General features: G+C 45.2%; 13 protein-coding genes. 2 read left to right on the forward strand and 11 right to left on the reverse strand.

Annotated elements, in window-relative coordinates; translation table 11 throughout:
- Positions 1 to 5: 5 nt before the first annotated feature.
- The 10 genes from ligD to LJ658_RS17340 all read right to left on the reverse strand — a co-directional run bounded on the left by ligD (position 6) and on the right by LJ658_RS17340 (position 16,301).
- On the reverse strand, positions 6 to 2,741 hold the full coding sequence (ligD, locus tag LJ658_RS17295) for a DNA ligase D (protein WP_230547793.1): 2,736 nt from the start codon (positions 2,739 to 2,741) through the stop codon (positions 6 to 8).
- A gap of 11 nt (positions 2,742 to 2,752) precedes the next feature.
- Entirely contained in the window at positions 2,753 to 2,926 is a 174-nt protein-coding gene (locus LJ658_RS17300; RefSeq protein ID WP_230547794.1) for a DUF3606 domain-containing protein, read from the reverse strand.
- Positions 2,927 to 3,110: 184 nt separating this feature from the next.
- Positions 3,111 to 5,828, reverse strand: a complete 2,718-nt coding sequence (locus tag LJ658_RS17305; RefSeq protein WP_230547795.1) for a ThuA domain-containing protein — start codon at positions 5,826 to 5,828, stop codon at positions 3,111 to 3,113.
- Between the two features lie 133 nt (positions 5,829 to 5,961).
- Positions 5,962 to 7,377 (reverse strand): efflux transporter outer membrane subunit, encoded by a 1,416-nt coding sequence (locus LJ658_RS17310; protein ID WP_230547796.1) that lies wholly within the window; start codon positions 7,375 to 7,377, stop codon positions 5,962 to 5,964.
- An 18-nt stretch (positions 7,378 to 7,395) separates the two neighbouring features.
- Positions 7,396 to 10,614, reverse strand: a complete 3,219-nt coding sequence (locus tag LJ658_RS17315; RefSeq protein WP_230547797.1) for an efflux RND transporter permease subunit — start codon at positions 10,612 to 10,614, stop codon at positions 7,396 to 7,398.
- A gap of 109 nt (positions 10,615 to 10,723) precedes the next feature.
- A complete protein-coding gene (locus tag LJ658_RS17320) occupies positions 10,724 to 11,908 on the reverse strand; it encodes an efflux RND transporter periplasmic adaptor subunit (RefSeq protein WP_230547798.1) in 1,185 nt (394 codons plus the stop codon).
- A gap of 107 nt (positions 11,909 to 12,015) precedes the next feature.
- On the reverse strand, positions 12,016 to 12,627 hold the full coding sequence (locus LJ658_RS17325) for a TetR/AcrR family transcriptional regulator (protein ID WP_230547799.1): 612 nt from the start codon (positions 12,625 to 12,627) through the stop codon (positions 12,016 to 12,018).
- Between the two features lie 256 nt (positions 12,628 to 12,883).
- On the reverse strand, positions 12,884 to 13,804 hold the full coding sequence (locus tag LJ658_RS17330) for an AraC family transcriptional regulator (protein ID WP_230547800.1): 921 nt from the start codon (positions 13,802 to 13,804) through the stop codon (positions 12,884 to 12,886).
- Positions 13,805 to 15,500: 1,696 nt separating this feature from the next.
- Positions 15,501 to 15,914, reverse strand: a complete 414-nt coding sequence (locus LJ658_RS17335; RefSeq protein WP_230547801.1) for a VOC family protein — start codon at positions 15,912 to 15,914, stop codon at positions 15,501 to 15,503.
- Between the two features lie 99 nt (positions 15,915 to 16,013).
- Entirely contained in the window at positions 16,014 to 16,301 is a 288-nt protein-coding gene (locus LJ658_RS17340; RefSeq protein ID WP_230547802.1) for a hypothetical protein, read from the reverse strand.
- A 55-nt stretch (positions 16,302 to 16,356) separates the two neighbouring features.
- On the opposite strand from LJ658_RS17340, the gene LJ658_RS17345 reads away from it, so the two are divergent.
- On the forward strand, positions 16,357 to 16,698 hold the full coding sequence (locus LJ658_RS17345) for a hypothetical protein (RefSeq protein ID WP_230547803.1): 342 nt from the start codon (positions 16,357 to 16,359) through the stop codon (positions 16,696 to 16,698).
- Between the two features lie 382 nt (positions 16,699 to 17,080).
- On the opposite strand, the gene LJ658_RS17350 is transcribed toward LJ658_RS17345, so the two are convergent.
- Positions 17,081 to 17,611, reverse strand: a complete 531-nt coding sequence (locus LJ658_RS17350; RefSeq protein WP_230547804.1) for a lipocalin family protein — start codon at positions 17,609 to 17,611, stop codon at positions 17,081 to 17,083.
- Between the two features lie 66 nt (positions 17,612 to 17,677).
- Here LJ658_RS17350 and LJ658_RS17355 point away from each other — a divergent pair, with 66 nt between their 5' ends.
- Positions 17,678 to 18,466, forward strand: a complete 789-nt coding sequence (locus tag LJ658_RS17355; RefSeq protein ID WP_230547805.1) for an NAD(P)H-binding protein — start codon at positions 17,678 to 17,680, stop codon at positions 18,464 to 18,466.
- Positions 18,467 to 18,475 lie beyond the last annotated feature (9 nt).

The raw sequence follows: 18,475 nt of genomic DNA on the forward strand, positions 1-18,475 counted from the left end.
TTTTATCAGGTTCCAAAAATACTTTTGGCTTTTTTAATTGTTTTTTCCAGATCAATCCCCTTACCTAAAACGCCTTTAAACAAGTCGCCGGTTTCTTTTAGCCGGTCTATCGAATTAAATATAGTAAAATCTTTCATTGTTAGTCCGGGTTTAACCTCATCCCAGGTTAATGGCATCGATACCGTCGCGCCTATTTTGGGCCGTAATGAATAGGGCCCGGCTATAGTGGCACCCGGCCTGTTTTGCAGAAAGTCAAGATACATTTTACCTTTTCGGGCCGATATCATCCGTTCTAAACTGGTATAATCAGGGATTTGTTTATGTACCAGCGATACAACGATCCTGGCGAACATCTGCGATTGATCATAACTGTATTTGGCATTTAAGGGGATATATAAATGCATCCCCGTTGAACCGGATGTTTTTGGATAACAAGGCACATCCAACGCGTCCAGCACTTTCTTTACCTCTAAGGCCGCAGCTATCACCTGGTCGAAAGTGTTTTTATCCGGATCAAGATCAATCACACAATAATCCGGGTTATCCGGCGATTGAATCCGGCTGAACCAGGGATTCATTTCTATACAGCCCAAAGAGGCCATCCAGAGCAGATATGCTTCGTCTGACCCAACGAGGTATTCTTTATGCTCGCCCTCACTGGTGGTATAGGGGAATGTTTTTGTTACCCAATCGGGTGCTTTACCTTTAACATCTTTTTGATAAAAGCTTGGCCCGTGTATTCCGTTAGGGAAACGGTTAAGCGACATGGGCCTGTCTTTCAGGTAAGGCAAAATATAGTCGGCCACCTGATAGTAGTAGTTAAACATATCGCGTTTGGTAACCCCGTCTTCGGGCCAGTAAACCTTACTTAAATGCGTAAATTTTAACTCATGGCCACATATTTTACGCACCTGTGTCTCATCTTTAGGGTTGAGCAGGGTTTTGCGGTCTTTATCTGATGGCGGTTTAATGGCATCGTGGGTTTCCTCCGCAGGTGATTCTTCTGCTTCTTTCACAACATCCTCCGTATCTTTTGGTGTTTCAAGTATTACATCTTTGGCTTTTTTATCAATACGCAGTCCTTTAAATGAAGCCTGCCTGAAAACGCCGTCGCTGGTAACTTCTGCAAAAGCAACTTCGCCTACCAGGTCAGGCTTTAACCAGGTTGGTTTGGCACCCAGGCGCTGCGGCCTGAAGCGTGATGGCTTGTCAACATCAGGTTCAACATCAAACGGGCTTTTATCGGTTATTAACGGCTTAAACTCTGCCATCATTTCTTTCTGCAATTTTTCAGAAAACCCGGTACCAACCTTACCTACATATTTCAACGTATCCCCGTCATAAACGGCCAGTATCAATGCGCTGAAGGCTTTGGCAGTACCCGCATTTTTGGTAAAACCAGCAATTATCACCTCCTGGCGGCGCTGCACCTTGATTTTTAACCATTCTTTTGACCGCAGATCAGAAGTATAAATACTGCTTGCCTTTTTAGCAATAATGCCTTCCATTCCGATTTTTTCGGCGGCAGCAAAAAATTCTTTGCCATTGGCGGCAAACACTTTGCTTTGCCTTACCTGGTCGGTATCAGTTGGTAAAACTTTTTGCAGAATTGCCTGCCTGTCACTCAACGGCAGGCCCATCAGGTTTTTACCTTCGTACCATAAAATATCAAAGACATAGTAAACCAGGTTACCATCGGCCTCGCTTCGCCAGTTTTGCAGTGCGCCAAAGTCAGATAAGCCTTTGTCGTTCAGTACCACAATTTCACCGTCAATCACAGCGTTTAGCTGCCAGTTTTTAAGAATTTTATTAATGGGATAGTATTTATCAAACGGGATGTTGTTGCGTGAAATAAGCTCAGCTCCTTTTTTATCAATAGCAGCAATGGCCCGGTAACCGTCCCATTTAACTTCGTACACCCAGTCGGGGTCATCAAAAGGCTCGTCCACCAGGGTGGCCTTCATGGGTTTTATGTTTTTAGGTACCGGCGATTTTGGCGCAGCCTTTAATAACGCCTCTATATCGGGCTCATTTTTAGCCACCTGCCCCTCAGCCAGGTTTTCAACCACCACTTCCTCAGCCGGTTTTGCCAGGCTTTTTTTTTTACTTTCTTTAGGCGATTCGTCTACATCTTCTTCATGACCGTGCTGCCAAACTTTCTCGCTGGTTTTCTCCATGGTCTCAATGGATTTGCCGGACAGTACTGATTTATCTTTTTTGGTAATATCCGTTTTAGACGCAAAATCATCATTGTGTTTGATTAGCAGCCAGCCATTTTCGCCCATGCCATGGGTTTTAACCAGGGCAAATTCGCCTTTCAGTTTCTCACCGTGCAGCTTGATTTTAACCGAGCCTGATTTTAACTGTTGGAGCAAATGTTTTTCCTGCGCTTTTTTGCCTTTTATCTCCTCAATAGGCTCATAGGTTCCCTCATCCCAGACGATTACGGTACCGCCGCCATATTCTCCCTGCGGGATAATGCCTTCAAAGTTGCGGTAATCAAACGGATGATCTTCAACCATCATTGCCAGCCGTTTTACTTTCGGGTCGGTTGACGGGCCCTTGGGGACCGCCCAGCTCTTTAATACGCCATCCATTTCCAGCCTGAAATCATAATGCAGGCGCGACGCGTCATGCTTTTGTATTACAAACATTAAGTGGTCCTTATCCTTACTGCGGCCGGCTTTAGGTTCGGCAGTTTTGGTAAAGTCGCGCTTTTCTGCATATTTTTCAAGACCCATGTCGATATTATTTAATTATTTAAATATGCTTTTACGGCCGCTACCGAGTTTCCGGCTTTTTGCACTGCCTCACGCAACCTGCTGGCTGTTACACCTAATTTTTCAGCCCAATATTCCACTTCATAATTCTCATGAATATTGATCAGTTCCCTGTCAGGGCTGCCAACTTTATCTTTATTATCCATATTATTAATTCATTATTAATATTTTAAACAACTAATTGTAATAAATAGTTTTGCAACAGGCTATTCAAATTTAATGCTTTTGCGGATCCACAACCGGTTTGCCACTGCAAATCAAAAAAACCGTATAACGCAAAAGCCGAAACAGACTGATCTGTTTCGGCTTTTGTAAGGTGTTGACTTAGTACTATTGTTTCTTCAAAGAGAAGATCCAATCCAATATCTGTTTAGCTTCGTCAGCTTTTAAGCTTGGGTGGGCGGGCATGGTAACATCGCCCCAAACACCGGTACCGCCATTTTGTATTTTATTGGTAAGCGCCGTATAGCTGGCTTTATTTTTCTTGTATTTGTTGGCCACATCAGCAAATGCGGGGCCTATTACCTTCTCATTTGTTTTATGGCATGATTTACAATCCATTGACATCATTAATGCTTTACCGGCTGCAAATGGCAATGACGGATCAACCGGCTCATCAAGGCTGCCCGCTGCAATAATAACCGGCTTGCTGGTTACGGATGCCAGTTTAACATCCTTAACCGTTACCCTTGCGTTGAAAGTGCCTGCCTTTGGATAGGTATAAGTTACCCGGGGCTGGCTGGTGATTTTTTTAATGCCGTTACCAAAGTTCCAGGTATAGGTCATCTTATCATTTTCAGGGTCAGTAGCTTTAACCGAGAGGGTTACCGTTGTTGGCAATGCGCCGTAGGTTTTATCACTGGTTAGGCCCGCAATTTCCGGCGCACGGTTGCCTGCGTTGTATTCAATACACACTAAACCGGCATCACCGTTCTTCTTGAACCAGCCGTTACCATACTCTAGTACATACAATTTGCCGTCTGGGCCTAACTCCATGTCTATCATTGAATTAAATTTGGCATCTTTCATAAATGGTTCCATTGATACGTAGTTACCCTGTGCATCCATGGTTACCGCTTTTATCCAGCCGCGTATAAAATCGTAAATAAACAACTTGTTATTATAGTAAGCCGGCAAAGCGCCCGGCGTTTTAAAATCTTCGGAGTGATAAACCGGGCCGGCCATAGCGGTGCGACCACCTGAACCCAGCTCAGGAAACTGCGGCGACTCGGCATACGGATACCAGATAAATGCCGGTTGTGCGTTTGGCAACACGCTTAAACCGGTGTTGTTTCTTGAATTATTGACAACATGACTAGGGTCGAACGCGGCGCCAACTTTACCGGTTGCGTAATCATACTCGCGGTACGGGTAGTTGTCTCCAACAAAATAGGGATAGCCAAAATTACCGGCTTTACGGGCCTGGTTAATTTCGTCATAACCGCGCGGGCCGTGTGTTTCAAGGCTGTCATTGTTAGCATCCGGGCCAACCTCGCCCCAGTATAAAAAGCCGGTCTTTTTATCAACAGAAATCCGGTATGGGTTACGGTTACCCATTACATAAATTTCAGGGCGGGTTTTTTCCATTCCCTTAGGGAACAGGTTACCCTCAGGGATGGTATAACTGCCATCCGGGTGTATTTTTAAACGCAGGATCTTCCCGCGCAGGTCGTTTGTGTTTCCGGATCCTCTCCGGTCATCATACTGCTCAAACCCGGGCCTGTCATCCAACGGAGAATAGGAATAGGAGTTTGGCGGATTTTTACCCCTGCCGTCATTAGGCTCATCAAAGGGCGTTGTGTTATCGCCCTGCGAAACAAAAAGTATATGGTCCTTGCCAAAGGCGATCGACCCGCCGGTATGGCAGCAAATTTCGCGGGTTGTTTTAACCTCTATAACAACTTTCTCGCTTTTCATACTAACCTTATCGTTGATCAGGGTAAAGCGCGATAAGCGGTTAACTACCGAGCCGGAAGGGCTGTAATAAGCATAGAAATAATGATTGGTTTTAAAATCGGGATCGATCTGTACACCTAATAAACCTTCTTCGGCGTTAACACCGGGGGTATGCAATGTCTTATAGTAAACATCAAGCTGACCAACTTTGGTAACTTTTTTGGTAAGGTGATGATATAACATAAACTCGCCTTTGCGCTGTGCTACCAGTATGTCCAGGTTTGGCAAAACGGTCATTTCGGTGGGTTCGTCAAAAGTGTCGGTAACCAGTTGTTTTTTGTTAAACCGGTTATCCTCAGGTACACGCTGGGTTTTTGCTTTGGCGTAATTTAGCGGCGTGTTATTACCGATAGCATATTTAATACCACCCAATAAATGCTGCAAAAATAATGGCTCGCTGTAGGATTCATCAGTATGGCCCAAACCGGTATAAAACACCCGGCCGCCATCAAACTCATGATACCAGGCTATAGGGTGCCTGGCCCCCATTTTAAAGGCATCATCCCCACCGTTTTTAGCATAGTTAAGTGATGATTCTTCTAAATTTATCAATACGTGGATATCCGGATTTACGGATTTATAATGGTACCACTCGTCCTTGCGTTTCCACTCGGCCGGCAACATTTTAGTAGCGATAAAGCTTTTATCCACCACAGTTAAAGTAGCCATTTGCTGTGCAGGGTGATGTGCAAAATATCCGCCTACCATCCGGCCATACCATGGCCAGTTATATTCCGCATCGGCAGCAGCGTGGATGCCCACGAAACCACCACCTGCCTGGATATATCTTTCCAGGTCGGCTTGCTGCCTGTTGTTTAAAATATCACCGGTTGTACTGGCAAACACCAATACGGTGTATTTTTTTAAGTTGCTTTCTGTAATCTTATCCGCATCGGTAGTGGTATCAACCAGGAAACCATTTTCCTGGCCCAGTTTCATGATAGCCTGTGCCGCAAGCGGGATAGAGCCATGATGAAAACCTGCCGTTTTCTTAAAAACCAATAGTCGTGGTTTTACCTGTGCTTCGGCATTACCTGCACTTAACAGTGCTAAAAGAGCAATGCTTAAAAAGCTAAAGAGTCTTAATTTCATTTAATTAAAGTTTTGTTTGGCTGTCTTTTGGTTTAGCAATAGATTGCGGTTCTAAAAGTATTCAAAATCCAAACAAAACTTTAATAATGTTATAAAAAAATGCTAAAGATGTGTAAATGTTACACAATACACATTAGCGCCAACCCCCTCCAAGCGAACGGTATAGTTCTGCAACTGCATTTAAGCGTTCGGTTTTAATAGTGGCCAGCTCCAGCTCGCTTTGTAAAACGTTGCCCTGAGCAGTTATAACCTCAAGGTAATTTGCCATGCCGTTTTTAAAGAGCTGGTTGGCGTTGGCTGTTGCTTTTTGGAGGGTATTTACCCGGTTGGCTGCAATATCCTGTTCGGCTTTGAGTTTGTCGATCTTAACCAGCGCGTCAGATACCTCGCCAACGGCAGTTAATACCGTCTGCCTGAATTGGATCACTGTCTTCTCCCGATCAATCTTTGCTACTTCATAACTGGTTTTTAACTCTTTGTGATTTAACAAAGGCTGTAAAACGCTGCCGGATACTATCCCGAATAACGAAGCCGGGATATTAAACCAATTGCTGGCTTTGAACGAGTTTACACCACCGCTGGCAGTGATCCGCAAAGCGGGGTACATTTCGGCCTGGTTAATGCCAACGTTGGCATTGGCTATGTTAAGTGCAAGCTCGCTGCTTTTTACATCAGGCCGGCGGCTAACCAATACTGATGGTAACCCGGCTGAAAGGTTATCAGAAAAAGTAACCTCATTTAAGGTTTTATTGCGCTCAATCCTGTCGGGCAATTCGCCGGTTAATATGCGTAACGCGTTTTCCTGCAGGGCTATGTTCTGCTCAAATTGCGGCACTAATTGCGATGCGGCCAATCGTTGCGCTTCGGCTTGTTGTACCGCCAGTAAAGTAACCTGGCCCGCGGTATATTGCAGGTTGATAATGCGCAGCGTACTATCGTTTAACCTTACATTTCTTTGCGCGGTTGCTAACTGGGCATCCAGCATCAACAGGTTATAATAACCTTGCGAAACCGAAGCTACAATATTAGTCTGTATCGCTTTTTTAGCCTCGGTAGTTTGCAAATAAGCAGCTAAGGCGGCTTTATTTTGATTATGGATCTTACCCCATATATCAGCCTCCCATGACAGGGATAAATTAGCCGAGTAATCCTCGATATGTTTGGTACCTATACCCGCGTTTGCTAAACTAAGTCCGTTCAGGCTGTTGTCTGACGGGCGGCTGGTGCTGGCGCTAACATTTAAACCAACAGTTGGCACATAGTTCCACTTTACCTGTTTAACCAGTAACTGAGATGCCTCGATATTTTTGATAGCCAGTTGCATATCGTAATTTTTTACAATGGCGCTGTCTATCAGCTTTTGCAGTTCGGCATCGGTAAAGAAATTCTTCCACGGGATGTCAGCGATGCTGGTGGTATCCGTGGTGGTACTGTTTCTAAAAGCCGCAGGCAATTCAGCCTGCGGTGTTTTCATATCCTTTGATACTTTACAGGCGCCAAGCACCAGTACAGCAGCTATCAAAAGGTATTTATCTATATAATTCTTCATTTTAGTAAGTGTTAAAAGTTATACCAGTTGGGTTTCAGGAACGGCCGGTATAGTTACGCCATTTTGATGGTGATGATGATCTTCGTGATCTTTATCCAAAGCGAACGGAACACCGGTAATTTTTTCCTGCAGATGCTGGAAGATCACAAACAGTACCGGGATAATAAACAGTCCCAGCAATACGCCGGATACCATCCCGCCTGCGGCGCCAATACTGATAGAGTGGTTACCCTGTGCCGACGGACCGGTAGCGATACTCATCGGGAACAAACCAAACACGAAGGCCAGGGATGTCATGACGATGGGGCGCAACCTTAATTTAGCGGCCTCAATGGCTGATGCTACCAGGTCGCGTCCTGCCCTGCGGCGCTGTATGGCAAACTCGACGATCAGGATGGCATTTTTAGCCAGCAAGCCTATCAGCATGATCAGGGCTACCTGCACGTAGATATTGTTTTCGATACCGGTTAAACCTAATACCACAAACACACCGAAGACACCTGTAGGGATAGACAGGATCACCGCCAGCGGCAAGATATAGCTTTCGTATTGTGCCGATAACAGGAAGTAAACAAATATCAAACACATCAGGAATACGATGGTAGATTGCCCTCCTGATGAGATCTCTTCGCGGGTTTGGCCCGAGAACTCGTAGGCAAAGCCGGTTGGCAATTCGTCTTTGGCAACTTCCTGGATCGCCCTGATGGCATCACCCGAGCTGTAGCCGGGTTTTGGGATGGCATTCACCTCGATAGAGTTGAACAGGTTGTACCTTGACGCGGTTTCTGAACCAAAAACACGGGTTAATTTTACCAGCGTGTTAACCGGCACCATTTCGCCTTTATTGTTTTTTACAAACACACGGTCAATAGCCGCTGGATCAGTACGGTCGGCAATATCAGCCTGAACAACCACGCGGTAGTATTTTCCAAAGCGGTTAAAATCTGATGCCTGAGCGGTACCGAAATAGGCCTGCATGGTAGCTAAGATATCCTTAACATTTACACCCAGCTGACTGGCTTTTTCATCATCAACCTCCAGTTGTAATTGCGGATAATCTGCTTTGTAAGAAGTGAAGGCAAAAGCGATCTCTTTTTTCTGCATCAGCTTGCCGATAAAGTTATTGGCAATACCGCTAAACTTATCCAGCCTGCCGTTGGTTTTATCCTGCAGCATCACATCAAGCGCTTCTACGTTACTAAAGCCCGGCACAGTTGGGAAACTGAACACAAAGAAGGTACCGCCCGGTATACCGGCTAATTTACCCCTTACGATATTTTGGATATCATCAATATTCTTAACACCGCCTCTTTGCTCATTGGGTTTTAACAGCAGGAATATTACACCTGCCGACGGGCTGCTTGATTGCGTTAAAAAGTTGAAACCAGACAGCGCAGTAACAAACCTTGCTGATGGTAAAGTTTTTAACTGATCTTCGGCCTGTTTAAATGTTTTATTGGTGGCATCTAACGAACTACCTGATGGTGTTGAAACCGCTATCGCCACAAAGCCCTGATCCTCTGTTGGGATAAAGCCCGATTTGGTGGTATTTACCAGGTAAACCGTGGCAACTGTCACCAATGCAAGGCCGGATACGGCAACCCATCTGTTCTTGATCAGCGTTCTTACTCCGCCGATGTATTTATCGGTCATGTAGTTAAAGCTGCTGTTGAAGCCCGCATAAAATTTTTCACTAAAGCCTTTTTTGGGCGCCTCATGGCCGTCAGCGGTATGTTTATTTTTCAGGAATAATGCTGCCAGTGCAGGGCTTAACGTTAAGGCGTTAACAGCTGATATTAAGATCGCTATAGCCATGGTTAACGCAAACTGACGGTAAAATATACCGGTAGACCCGGTCATGAAACTAACCGGTAAAAATACAGCCGCCATAACCAGCGTAATAGAGATAATGGCACCTGTTATTTCATGCATAGCCTGTGTGGTTGCAGCCCTGGGCGAAAGGCCCGGGTTGTGTTCCATTTTAGCATGCACCGCCTCTACCACCACAATGGCATCATCCACCACAATACCTATGGCCAGTACCAACGCAAACAGCGTTAAAAGGTTAACCGAGAAACCGAACAGGTTCATGAAGAAAAATGTACCGATAATTGCAACCGGCACGGCAATAGCCGGAATTAAGGTGGACCTGAAATCCTGCAAGAAAATAAATACTACGATAAATACCAGTATAAATGCTTCGATCAGGGTATGTTCAACCTGGGTGATGGATTCGTCCAGATCGGTTTTGGTACGATAGAACTGGTTGTATTTGATGCCGACCGGGAACTCCTTCGACGCTTTTTCCATCAGCTTATCAATGGCTATCTGGATCTCGTTGGCGTTAGATCCTGATAACTGTATAACACCGATAATGATACCGTCGTGCCCGTTAAGGTGGGTTGCACTGGTATATGAATAAGTACCCAGCTCTACACGCGCCACATCTTTTAAATGCAATACAGATCCATCAGCATTTGCACGGATAGCAATGTTTTGATACTCTTCCGGTTGGGTAAGCTTGCCTTTGTATTTAATTACATATTCAAATGCCTCTTTGCTTTGTACGCCCAATTTACCCGGCGCAGCCTCCAAATTTTTATCCTGTATGGCTGCCATAACTTCGGCAGGGGTAATTTTATAAGCTGCCATCTGGCTGGGGTTTAGCCAAACCCGCATCGAGTAATCTTTTATACCACCAAATATACTGGCTGAACCTACCCCCGGAATACGTTTAATCTCCGGAATAATATTGATCTGCACATAGTTGGCTATAAAGGTTTGATCGTATTTTTTCGGATCTTCGGTGTAAACACCTATGGCACCTATAAAGCTATTTTGCTGCTTGGTAGTGGTTATACCATATTGAACCACCTCTGCCGGTAACTGGCTGGTAGCCTGCGAAACACGGTTTTGAACGTTTACTGCTGCCTGGTCGGGATTGGTTCCCTGTTTAAAGTAAACCGTAACGCCTAAGGTACCATCATTACTGGCGGTAGAGGTCATGTAGGTCATTCCCTCCACCCCGTTTATCGCTTCTTCTAAAGATGGGGTTACCGACCGTAAAATGGTTTCGGCGTTGGCGCCGGGATATACGGCGGTCACCAATACCGCCGGAGGGGCTATATCAGGAAAACGCTCTAAGGGCAATTTTTTCAGGCCAAGCACACCCAGTATCACCAATAGTATGGAGATAACAGTTGCCAGTACCGGCCTTTTTATAAATATTTTAAACATGATGTGTTGTGTTGTAGAATCAAGCGCCAGTATCTAAGGGTTAAGACAAAAACGTCTATCTCCAAACTATCCTGATTTCCTGATTCCCGGTTCTTGATTCTTTTAAATATTAGTTTTTAGCAACCTTGTCTGCCGCTTTTTGCGGGGCTATTTTAACGCCTTCCTGTAAGTGGTCAATACCGCTTAATACAATCTGGTCGCCTGCTTTTACGCCGTCTTTAACTAGGTAATCTGTGCCATTTTTACCTTCGATGGTGATCGGTACTTTTTTCACTTTGTTGCTATCTGCTACTGTAAATACAAATATTTTGTCCTGCATTTCAATAGTGGCAGATTCAGGCACGGTAAGCGCGTTGGCATGTAGCAAACTTAAACGGATCTTACCGGTATTGCCCGAGCGCAGCAGGCCCTGCGCGTTGGCAAAGCTGGCACGTACCGTAATGGCGCCGGTAGTTTTGTCAAACTGGCCGTCAATCATATCTATCTTACCTTTAATAGCGTATTCGGTGTTGTCAGCCAGTAATAAAGCTACCGGTGGCAGGTGGTTTATTTTGTCCCTTAAGGTTGAGCCGGCATATTGGTCTTTAAAGCCTACGAAATCTTTCTCGCCTAATGAGAAGTAAACATGAACGTTATGTACATCTGATAACTGCGTTAAAGCTTCAACATCCTGCGGCGAAACCAGGCTACCCTGTTTTTTTAGCAGACGACCCAGGTAACCGCTCACGGGCGCTTTTATTAATGTGTACCCCAGGTTGATCTGCGCGGTTGAAACATTTGCCTTTGCCGATTCGATATTGGCTTTGGCGATCTGGAAAGTGGCTTTCGCTGTTTTAAGCTGATAGTCTGAAACAACTTTGTTGGCAACAAGCGGGGTTAATTTGTCAATCTCTAGCTGTGCATTAGCTTGTGCGGCTTCTGCGGCATGCAGGCTGGCCAGTGCATTATTTAATGCGGCGCGGTAAGGCTGATCATTTATTTTAAATAACGGCTGACCGGCTGATACCAAAGCGCCTTCGTCAACAAATACGCGGTCTAATGACCCGCCAACCTGCGGACGGATCTCAACGTTAACCGCGCCTTCAATAGAAGCCGGATATTCCTGGTAAGTAGTTACCGAGCTGGTTTGAACAGTACCCACCGGTAATGACGGCGGCGGCGGTGCCGGCGTGGCGGCGGGCGTTGATGAACAGCTGTTTAATAAAAGCAGCGATGCCAGTGCTAGCGCAATTGCTATAACACTATTAATTTTTTTAACAGTGTTAAATGAATAAGGAAGTGATGGAGTTGTCATGGTGTATTTATTTTAATAGTAGATTTTGAATTTGATTAATTAACACTGTTAAATAGTTTAACAATGTTAATTCTGTTGTAAAAAATTTTATCCTTTTAACGATGTTGTTAGCCGGTTATCGACCGGATAATGCCGCTGATAGCGGTCTTTAAAACTTCGTGGTTGGTTTCATCGCTGGTACCGCGGTTAACCATATTGATTGATATTAATCCGTGAATAACCGACCAAAACGTATAGTACTTAATACAAATCTCGTCTTCGGTTGGCACATGCGGCGCCATTATCGGCGTCATCAGTTCAACAATTACGTCCCATATCAGGTCCATAGGCAGTTCAGATTCGGGCATCTTCTTAGCCATCTCGCAACAGCTGGTTTCAACGCCGTACATCACCTGGTACAGTTCTTTTTCGGCAAAGGCAAAGTTCCAGTAGGCCAGCCACATGGCTTCCAGCTGTTTGGCCGGTAAGCGGTGCCTGCTTTTTGCAGCTTCCAGATCTTTAGCTAATAACAAAAACCCCTTACGGGTAAGCTCCAATAAGATAGCCCCTTTGTTTGAGAAGTATTCATAAATAATAGGCGCCGTATATTCTATCTCGTCTGCTATCTTACGCATACTTAAGGCATCCCATCCCCCCTCTTTTACAATCTTCAAAGAAGCATCCAGTATATTGCAACGGGTTTCTTCTTTTAAACGTAATATCCTGTCTTTACTTGCCATGCTGTTTTGGGCATTAATTTATTTAACACTGTTAAACGGTACAAATGTATAACGCTTTTTTTAATAGCGTATCATTTATTTGTCATGAATTTAACAGTGTTAAATAAATTAATGAGTGTATTAGCGAATGAGTGATGGAGTGAATGGTTTTTAGCGCCTAAACAACCTAATCACTAATTAACTAATCTCTAATCACTACACTTTCAAAGAACAAATTATATATATCGATACGCTCGTCAGCGTCTGTAATGTTTAGTTAATTAAAGGTTTGCCTGAACTCCAGGGGCGAAAGCCCGGTCTTGGCCTTGAACAAACGACTGAAAGACTGCGGGTGATCAAAACCCAACTCGTAGGAGATCTCGCTTACAGACAGCTCCGTGGTCGAGATCTTTTCTTTGGCCTTCTCCAGCATTTTGTCCTGGATATGCTGTTGTGTATTGCGCCCGGTGAGTGTTTTAAGTAATCCGCTTAAATAGTTGGGCGATATATTTAATTTTTCGGCTACATACTGTACACTGGGCGAGCCGTGCGCCAACAGATCCCTGCCGTTAAAATAGCCGTTCAGCAAATCCTCCAACCGGTCAAGCATTTGGTTATTCTCGATCCTACGGCTAAGGAACTGGCGGTTGTAAAACCTGTCAGAATAATTCAACAGCGTTTCTATATGCGATATAATGATATCCTGGCTAAACCTGTCCATGTTGGCATTATACTCCGCCTGGATATTCTGTATGATACTGATCATTATCGCCTCCTCTTTTTCGGTTAATGCCAGCGCCTCATTTACGGCATAATCAAAGTACTCGTACCGCCTTATTATCTTGGCCAACGGCGTTTTCCATAAAAAATCAGGATGTATATAAAGCCCCCACCCGGTAGTTTTATTTGCTTCGTCATACCTTGCCGGCGGACCAAATACCTGCCCCGGCGCCATAAAATACATAATACCGCCCTGGGTTTGATACTGCTGCTGCCCGTACCTGAAACCACTGCCACTGTGCCGCTTTAAGGTGATACAATAAAAATCGATCGTGCGGCTAACCGGCGGATCTGTCATTACCCATCTTACATCGGCCATGTTAATAACGCTGACTAACGGATGCTCCGGCCTGGGCAAACCGGCTAAATGATGATATTCATCAATCGTGCGGATGCGGTATGGTTCTGTTGCTGACATAGGTGATTTTTTACTGATGTGCAATTACTTTTTTAACAATACAAATGTAGGGGCATTAATCAAAATAAAATTAACCGGATACACGCAAGTTGTAACCAAATCTAAGAATGATGATGGTGGATACTGTACCGTGAGTATAAAGCAGTTTGTCATTTCGAACCGAGGTACGAGGGAGAACTTCTCTCTTGAGCGATAGCGAAAAAATCTTATAAAAGCGATTATATACAAGCGATCCGCAGCATGGAGTTTAAGATTTCTCGTCGCTCCTCGCGCTATTGCCCGCCCCTGGCTCGCTCGAAATGACAGCGTGATTTGGGCGTACCCCTGCGGGCCGGGCTGTCCATTCATACGCCTGCAGGCCTTAAGCGCGATGGCCGGTATCCATTTCCATCCCTTACGCGGCATTGCAGCTACAGACCCGAAGCATTCCCAATTGATATGTAAGCCATAAAATCGTTCTTGTCACCACCGTTATAAAAACCATACATTACGAAAGCAATTGTTATGACGCACATAGCTACGGTGTATCTTTCAGAAAATTTGTACCGCCATATAGGGCATATCTTACTAAATAGACTAACTATCATAATTGATATAAAAGCGAAAATATACCTTATGAAATAAATTATTGATATCCCTATTACTAAAAACGAAAGCCAAAAAACAAAAGAGTTTATTCTTGATTTCAATTCAAAAAACAAGAGTAAGCCATTTACGCATAACCAGTTAAACCCACAAAAAATTAGAGGTATAATGAAAAACATAACTATAGCATAAACTACTATACGCAAAGCATCGGAAACACTTGTTTTCATACTATGATAATTTAGGTCAATAAAAATCAACTCGTTAAGCGGCTTAAATATATCAATAACTTATGTTTTTTAGTCTATTTAGGTTATTTTAAGACAACGGCACTAATTCTAAATCGTCATCTCCTTCGTCCTTTTTCTCTTTTTTGGGATTGTAATTAAGTGCTGTTTTTAATTTGATGTTGAAATCAGATAACTCCTCGATTTTTATCCTGCTGTCCGAAGTTTGCAAAACTTCGGACCGTGTATGCTTGTAGTCTGCGACTACCCCCGCTACCGCAAGCGTCCCGCTTGTGGTGCATCATACAGGTAGAAGATAGGCAAGCAAAGCGTTAACCTATCACCGTACCACAAGCGGGGACGCTTGCGGTAGCTTTTGAATAAATAACATACCCACACAGGAATGACACACCCCTTCGCCGCTCTCAGGAGGGGAATCGCACGAGGGTGCCGCGCAGATGGCTGTCGGTGGAGACGCAAAATATTGCGTCTCCACGGCACGGTAATTCATCAATCCTACGAATCATGGTTCAGACAAATGGCCAGTCGCGCCGGCCTGCGTTAGGGATGGAAATGGATACCGGCCCCGCGCCTAATGCCTGGTGCGCGTATGAATGAACAGCCCGGGCCGGAGGCAACGCACGTGTTAGTGATTAGAGATTGGTTGATTAGAGATTAGTCTTGTCGCTTGTTAAACCCCTCCTACACCCTCCCCGGGGGGAAGGATCCGATAGCTATCGGATTGCACGGGCCGGGGCTCTTTGTTCTTGTCCGCTACTGTCCGCTAGTAACACCATTACCGTAAAAACAAAAAGCCCGGGATCTTCCGGCCCGGGGCTTTTATTGCGGGTAGCCTGTCGGACTAACCCCCGAACGGCTATTGGTTAACCCACGTGCTCGGGCATGCCGTTGGGGTCCATCCATACATATTCCCAGTGGTGGCCGTCAAGGTCGGCAAAGCTGTGCTGGTACATAAAGCCGTAGTCGGTAGCCGGGTTGGGTATGGTTGCGCCTGCTGCTTCTGCTTTGGCTACCATTTCGTTAACGGCATCCTTACTGTCGGCCGAGATGCAGATAGAGCACTCTACGGATTTGTGGGCATCAATAATTTCTTTTTCAGTAAACGTCTGAAAGAAAGGCCGCGTAAGCAGCATGATGTAAATGGTATCGCTGATGACCATGCAGGTTGCTTTGTCGTTGGTAAATTTGGGGTTAAACGTATAACCCAATTTGGTAAAAAATTCTACAGATTTGTTAAGATCGTTTACCGCCAGGTTTAAAAAAATTTGAGTTGCCATAAGTTTTTTTCTGATTTAGTTTAGCCAAAGATACAGTTAGGTTACTTACGCGTAAATGTGCAAAAAGGACAATTTAAGGGGGTGATCAGGACTTATGGCTCATTGAATCCGGCTCCCGCTCATTTTGTTGGTGACAACACCAACAAAGGCGGCGGAATGCAGATCCATCCGGGATCTCATTAGCAAGCCGTCAGCCGAAAAGCTTCGGGCGAAAACAGGTAAAACAAGCCGGGCCGCGCGGCGGCAAGGGCATTGGTAATTTTGCCTGGAGCTGTAGCCCGGCGCGACAAAGGCGGCAAAAGGACCGGGCCCTTCAGGTTTTACCTGTTTTGCCGCGCAAAGGCCCTGCGCGCCAAAGAAGCCTATCGGCTGCCTTGATGTATCCACTTATTGTTTGTTTTTAATGGTGTGGATGAGATCGCTACGCTAAGTTTTGGTTACTTTGTATCAAGACAAAGTAACAGCCCTAGCGGCAATTGAGCGCCGGCGCGCGTTCAAAACGTCCGAAGTCCGCACGAATCATTTTGTTGGTGACAACACCAACAAAGGCGGACACACGGATAATGCAAATCAATCCGGAGTCTTGTTAGCGGGCCGTCAGCCGAAAAGCTTCGGGCGAAAACAGGTAAAACAAGCCGGGCCGTGCGGCGGCAAGGGCATTGGTAATTTTGCCTGGAGCTGTAGCCCGGCGCGACAAAGGCGGCAAAAGGACCGGGCCCTTCAGGTTTTACCTGTTTTGTGCGCAAAGGCCCTGTGCGCCAAAGAAGCCTATCGGCTGACTTGATGTTTGGTTACTTTGTATCAAGACAAAGTAACAGCCCTAGCGGCAATTGAGTGCCGGCGCGCGTTCAAAACATCCAAAGTCCGACAACACTCATTTGTTGGGATAATACACAACAAAAGCGGGCACACGGCTACATCGGTTAATTTTCAGGTGATCCACATTACTGATCCACTCCTCAAAAAAGGGCAAAAACAAGCCATTTTTCAATTAATTGATTATCAATTAATTATGAAGTATTTATACTTAATGATCCTGACTTATAATGCTGATCCGAAGTGATCCGCTTTATTTGCCAAATAGCTGATAATTAAATAATTAACGATTTTAGGTGATCCGGGTGATCCACATTTTTAAGTGGATCACCTAACACGGAAACGCGCCTTTAGTCCTGCTCCGTCCTGATCAGATTCCGCACATCAAAACCCTTTGCTGCTGCCAGCGCAACCAGGTGATTGTAGGTTTGCGAATCCATATGGGGCTTGCGTCCCAGGATCCACAGGTATTTACGGTTAGGGTGCCCCACCAGCGCATACGAGTAATCGTGCCCCAAACCGATTATCCAGTACTTACCTTTAAACGGCCAGAAGAACTGGACCGCAAGTTTGGCATTGGTCTTCTTATCGGTCACGGTTGCCTTGCCGTTGGCTACTTTAACTTTACCGTCCTTAATACAGGTGTTTTTAACATGGATGCTGCCATCGTGGTTTAAGCTGTATTCGGCATAGGTATGGCTGCAGCCACGCTCAAAGCTTTGCGGGAAAGCGGCTATCTCATACCACCTTCCTAAATATTTATCCAGCTCAACATATTGAACGGTTTGTAGTGGTTTATCCTGCGCCTGTAAAGCCAAAGCAGCTATACCTGCAACGCCCAATAACGCTGATGTCGCTATGATCTCTTTCTTCATCTTCATATAACAACAACGGTTATCGCTATCCAAAAGTTTAGCTATTAAATAAAAAAGACAGATATTTGAATTATGACGGTAAGTATCTTAGGCTGCGGATGGTATGGTTCAGAACTGGGCAAAGCCCTGGTAAACAAATGGATAAAAGTGAAAGGATCAACCACATCAGCCAATAAATTACCCTGGTTGGCCGGGAACGGGATTGAGCCCTATTTAATCAATCTGACACCAAACGATGAGACTATCGATGCCGCCTTCTTTGAATGTGATGTATTATGGATCAGCATCCCGCCACAAGCCAGGGCAGGTAACGGCGCTGCCTACCTGTTAAAAGTTGAGCGGTTAATATCGCTAATCAAAAGCCATGGCATCAAACAGGTGGTACTGGTAAGCTCCACCGGCGTTTACGGTGATACCAACACCGTAGTTACCGAGGTGGACGCCCCAAAGCCGGACAGCGAATCAGGCAAGATCCTGTTAGCCGCCGAGGACCTTTTAAAACAGCAAACCGATTTTACGACTACCATTGTCCGCTTTGCCGGTTTGATTGGCCCGGGCCGTGATCCGGGGCGTTTCTTTGCCGGCAGGGCCGGCGTACCCAATGGCGCTGCGCCGGTTAACCTGATCCACCTTACGGATTGTATAGGCATAAGCTGCGCGGTACTGGATAAACAGGCATTTGGTTATACTTATAATGCCGTTTCGCCGTCACACCCCACCCGGTCGAATTTCTATACACAAGCTGCTATAGACTCAGATCTAGAAATCCCGCAATTTGCAGATGAGCAGCAGGCCTGGAAGCTCGTGTCGGGCGTTAATGTCGGCGAGGTCCTGGGGTATGACTATAAGGTCCTGGTATAATAAATTGAG

The sequence above is a fragment of the Mucilaginibacter sp. UR6-11 genome (genome assembly GCF_020880695.1).
Classification (GTDB): Bacteria; Bacteroidota; Bacteroidia; order Sphingobacteriales; family Sphingobacteriaceae; genus Mucilaginibacter.

Coding starts and splice junctions, on each gene's coding strand:
- LJ658_RS17330 (WP_230547800.1), bottom strand. CDS start 13,804: ATGTCAGCAACAGAACCATACCGCATCCGCACGATTGATGAATATCAT.
- LJ658_RS17320 (WP_230547798.1), bottom strand. CDS start 11,908: ATGACAACTCCATCACTTCCTTATTCATTTAACACTGTTAAAAAAATT.
- LJ658_RS17300 (WP_230547794.1), bottom strand. CDS start 2,926: ATGGATAATAAAGATAAAGTTGGCAGCCCTGACAGGGAACTGATCAAT.
- LJ658_RS17310 (WP_230547796.1), bottom strand. CDS start 7,377: ATGAAGAATTATATAGATAAATACCTTTTGATAGCTGCTGTACTGGTG.
- ligD (WP_230547793.1), bottom strand. CDS start 2,741: ATGGGTCTTGAAAAATATGCAGAAAAGCGCGACTTTACCAAAACTGCC.
- LJ658_RS17305 (WP_230547795.1), bottom strand. CDS start 5,828: ATGAAATTAAGACTCTTTAGCTTTTTAAGCATTGCTCTTTTAGCACTG.
- LJ658_RS17315 (WP_230547797.1), bottom strand. CDS start 10,614: ATGTTTAAAATATTTATAAAAAGGCCGGTACTGGCAACTGTTATCTCC.
- LJ658_RS17325 (WP_230547799.1), bottom strand. CDS start 12,627: ATGGCAAGTAAAGACAGGATATTACGTTTAAAAGAAGAAACCCGTTGC.
- LJ658_RS17355 (WP_230547805.1), top strand. CDS start 17,678: ATGACGGTAAGTATCTTAGGCTGCGGATGGTATGGTTCAGAACTGGGC.
- LJ658_RS17335 (WP_230547801.1), bottom strand. CDS start 15,914: ATGGCAACTCAAATTTTTTTAAACCTGGCGGTAAACGATCTTAACAAA.
- LJ658_RS17350 (WP_230547804.1), bottom strand. CDS start 17,611: ATGAAGATGAAGAAAGAGATCATAGCGACATCAGCGTTATTGGGCGTT.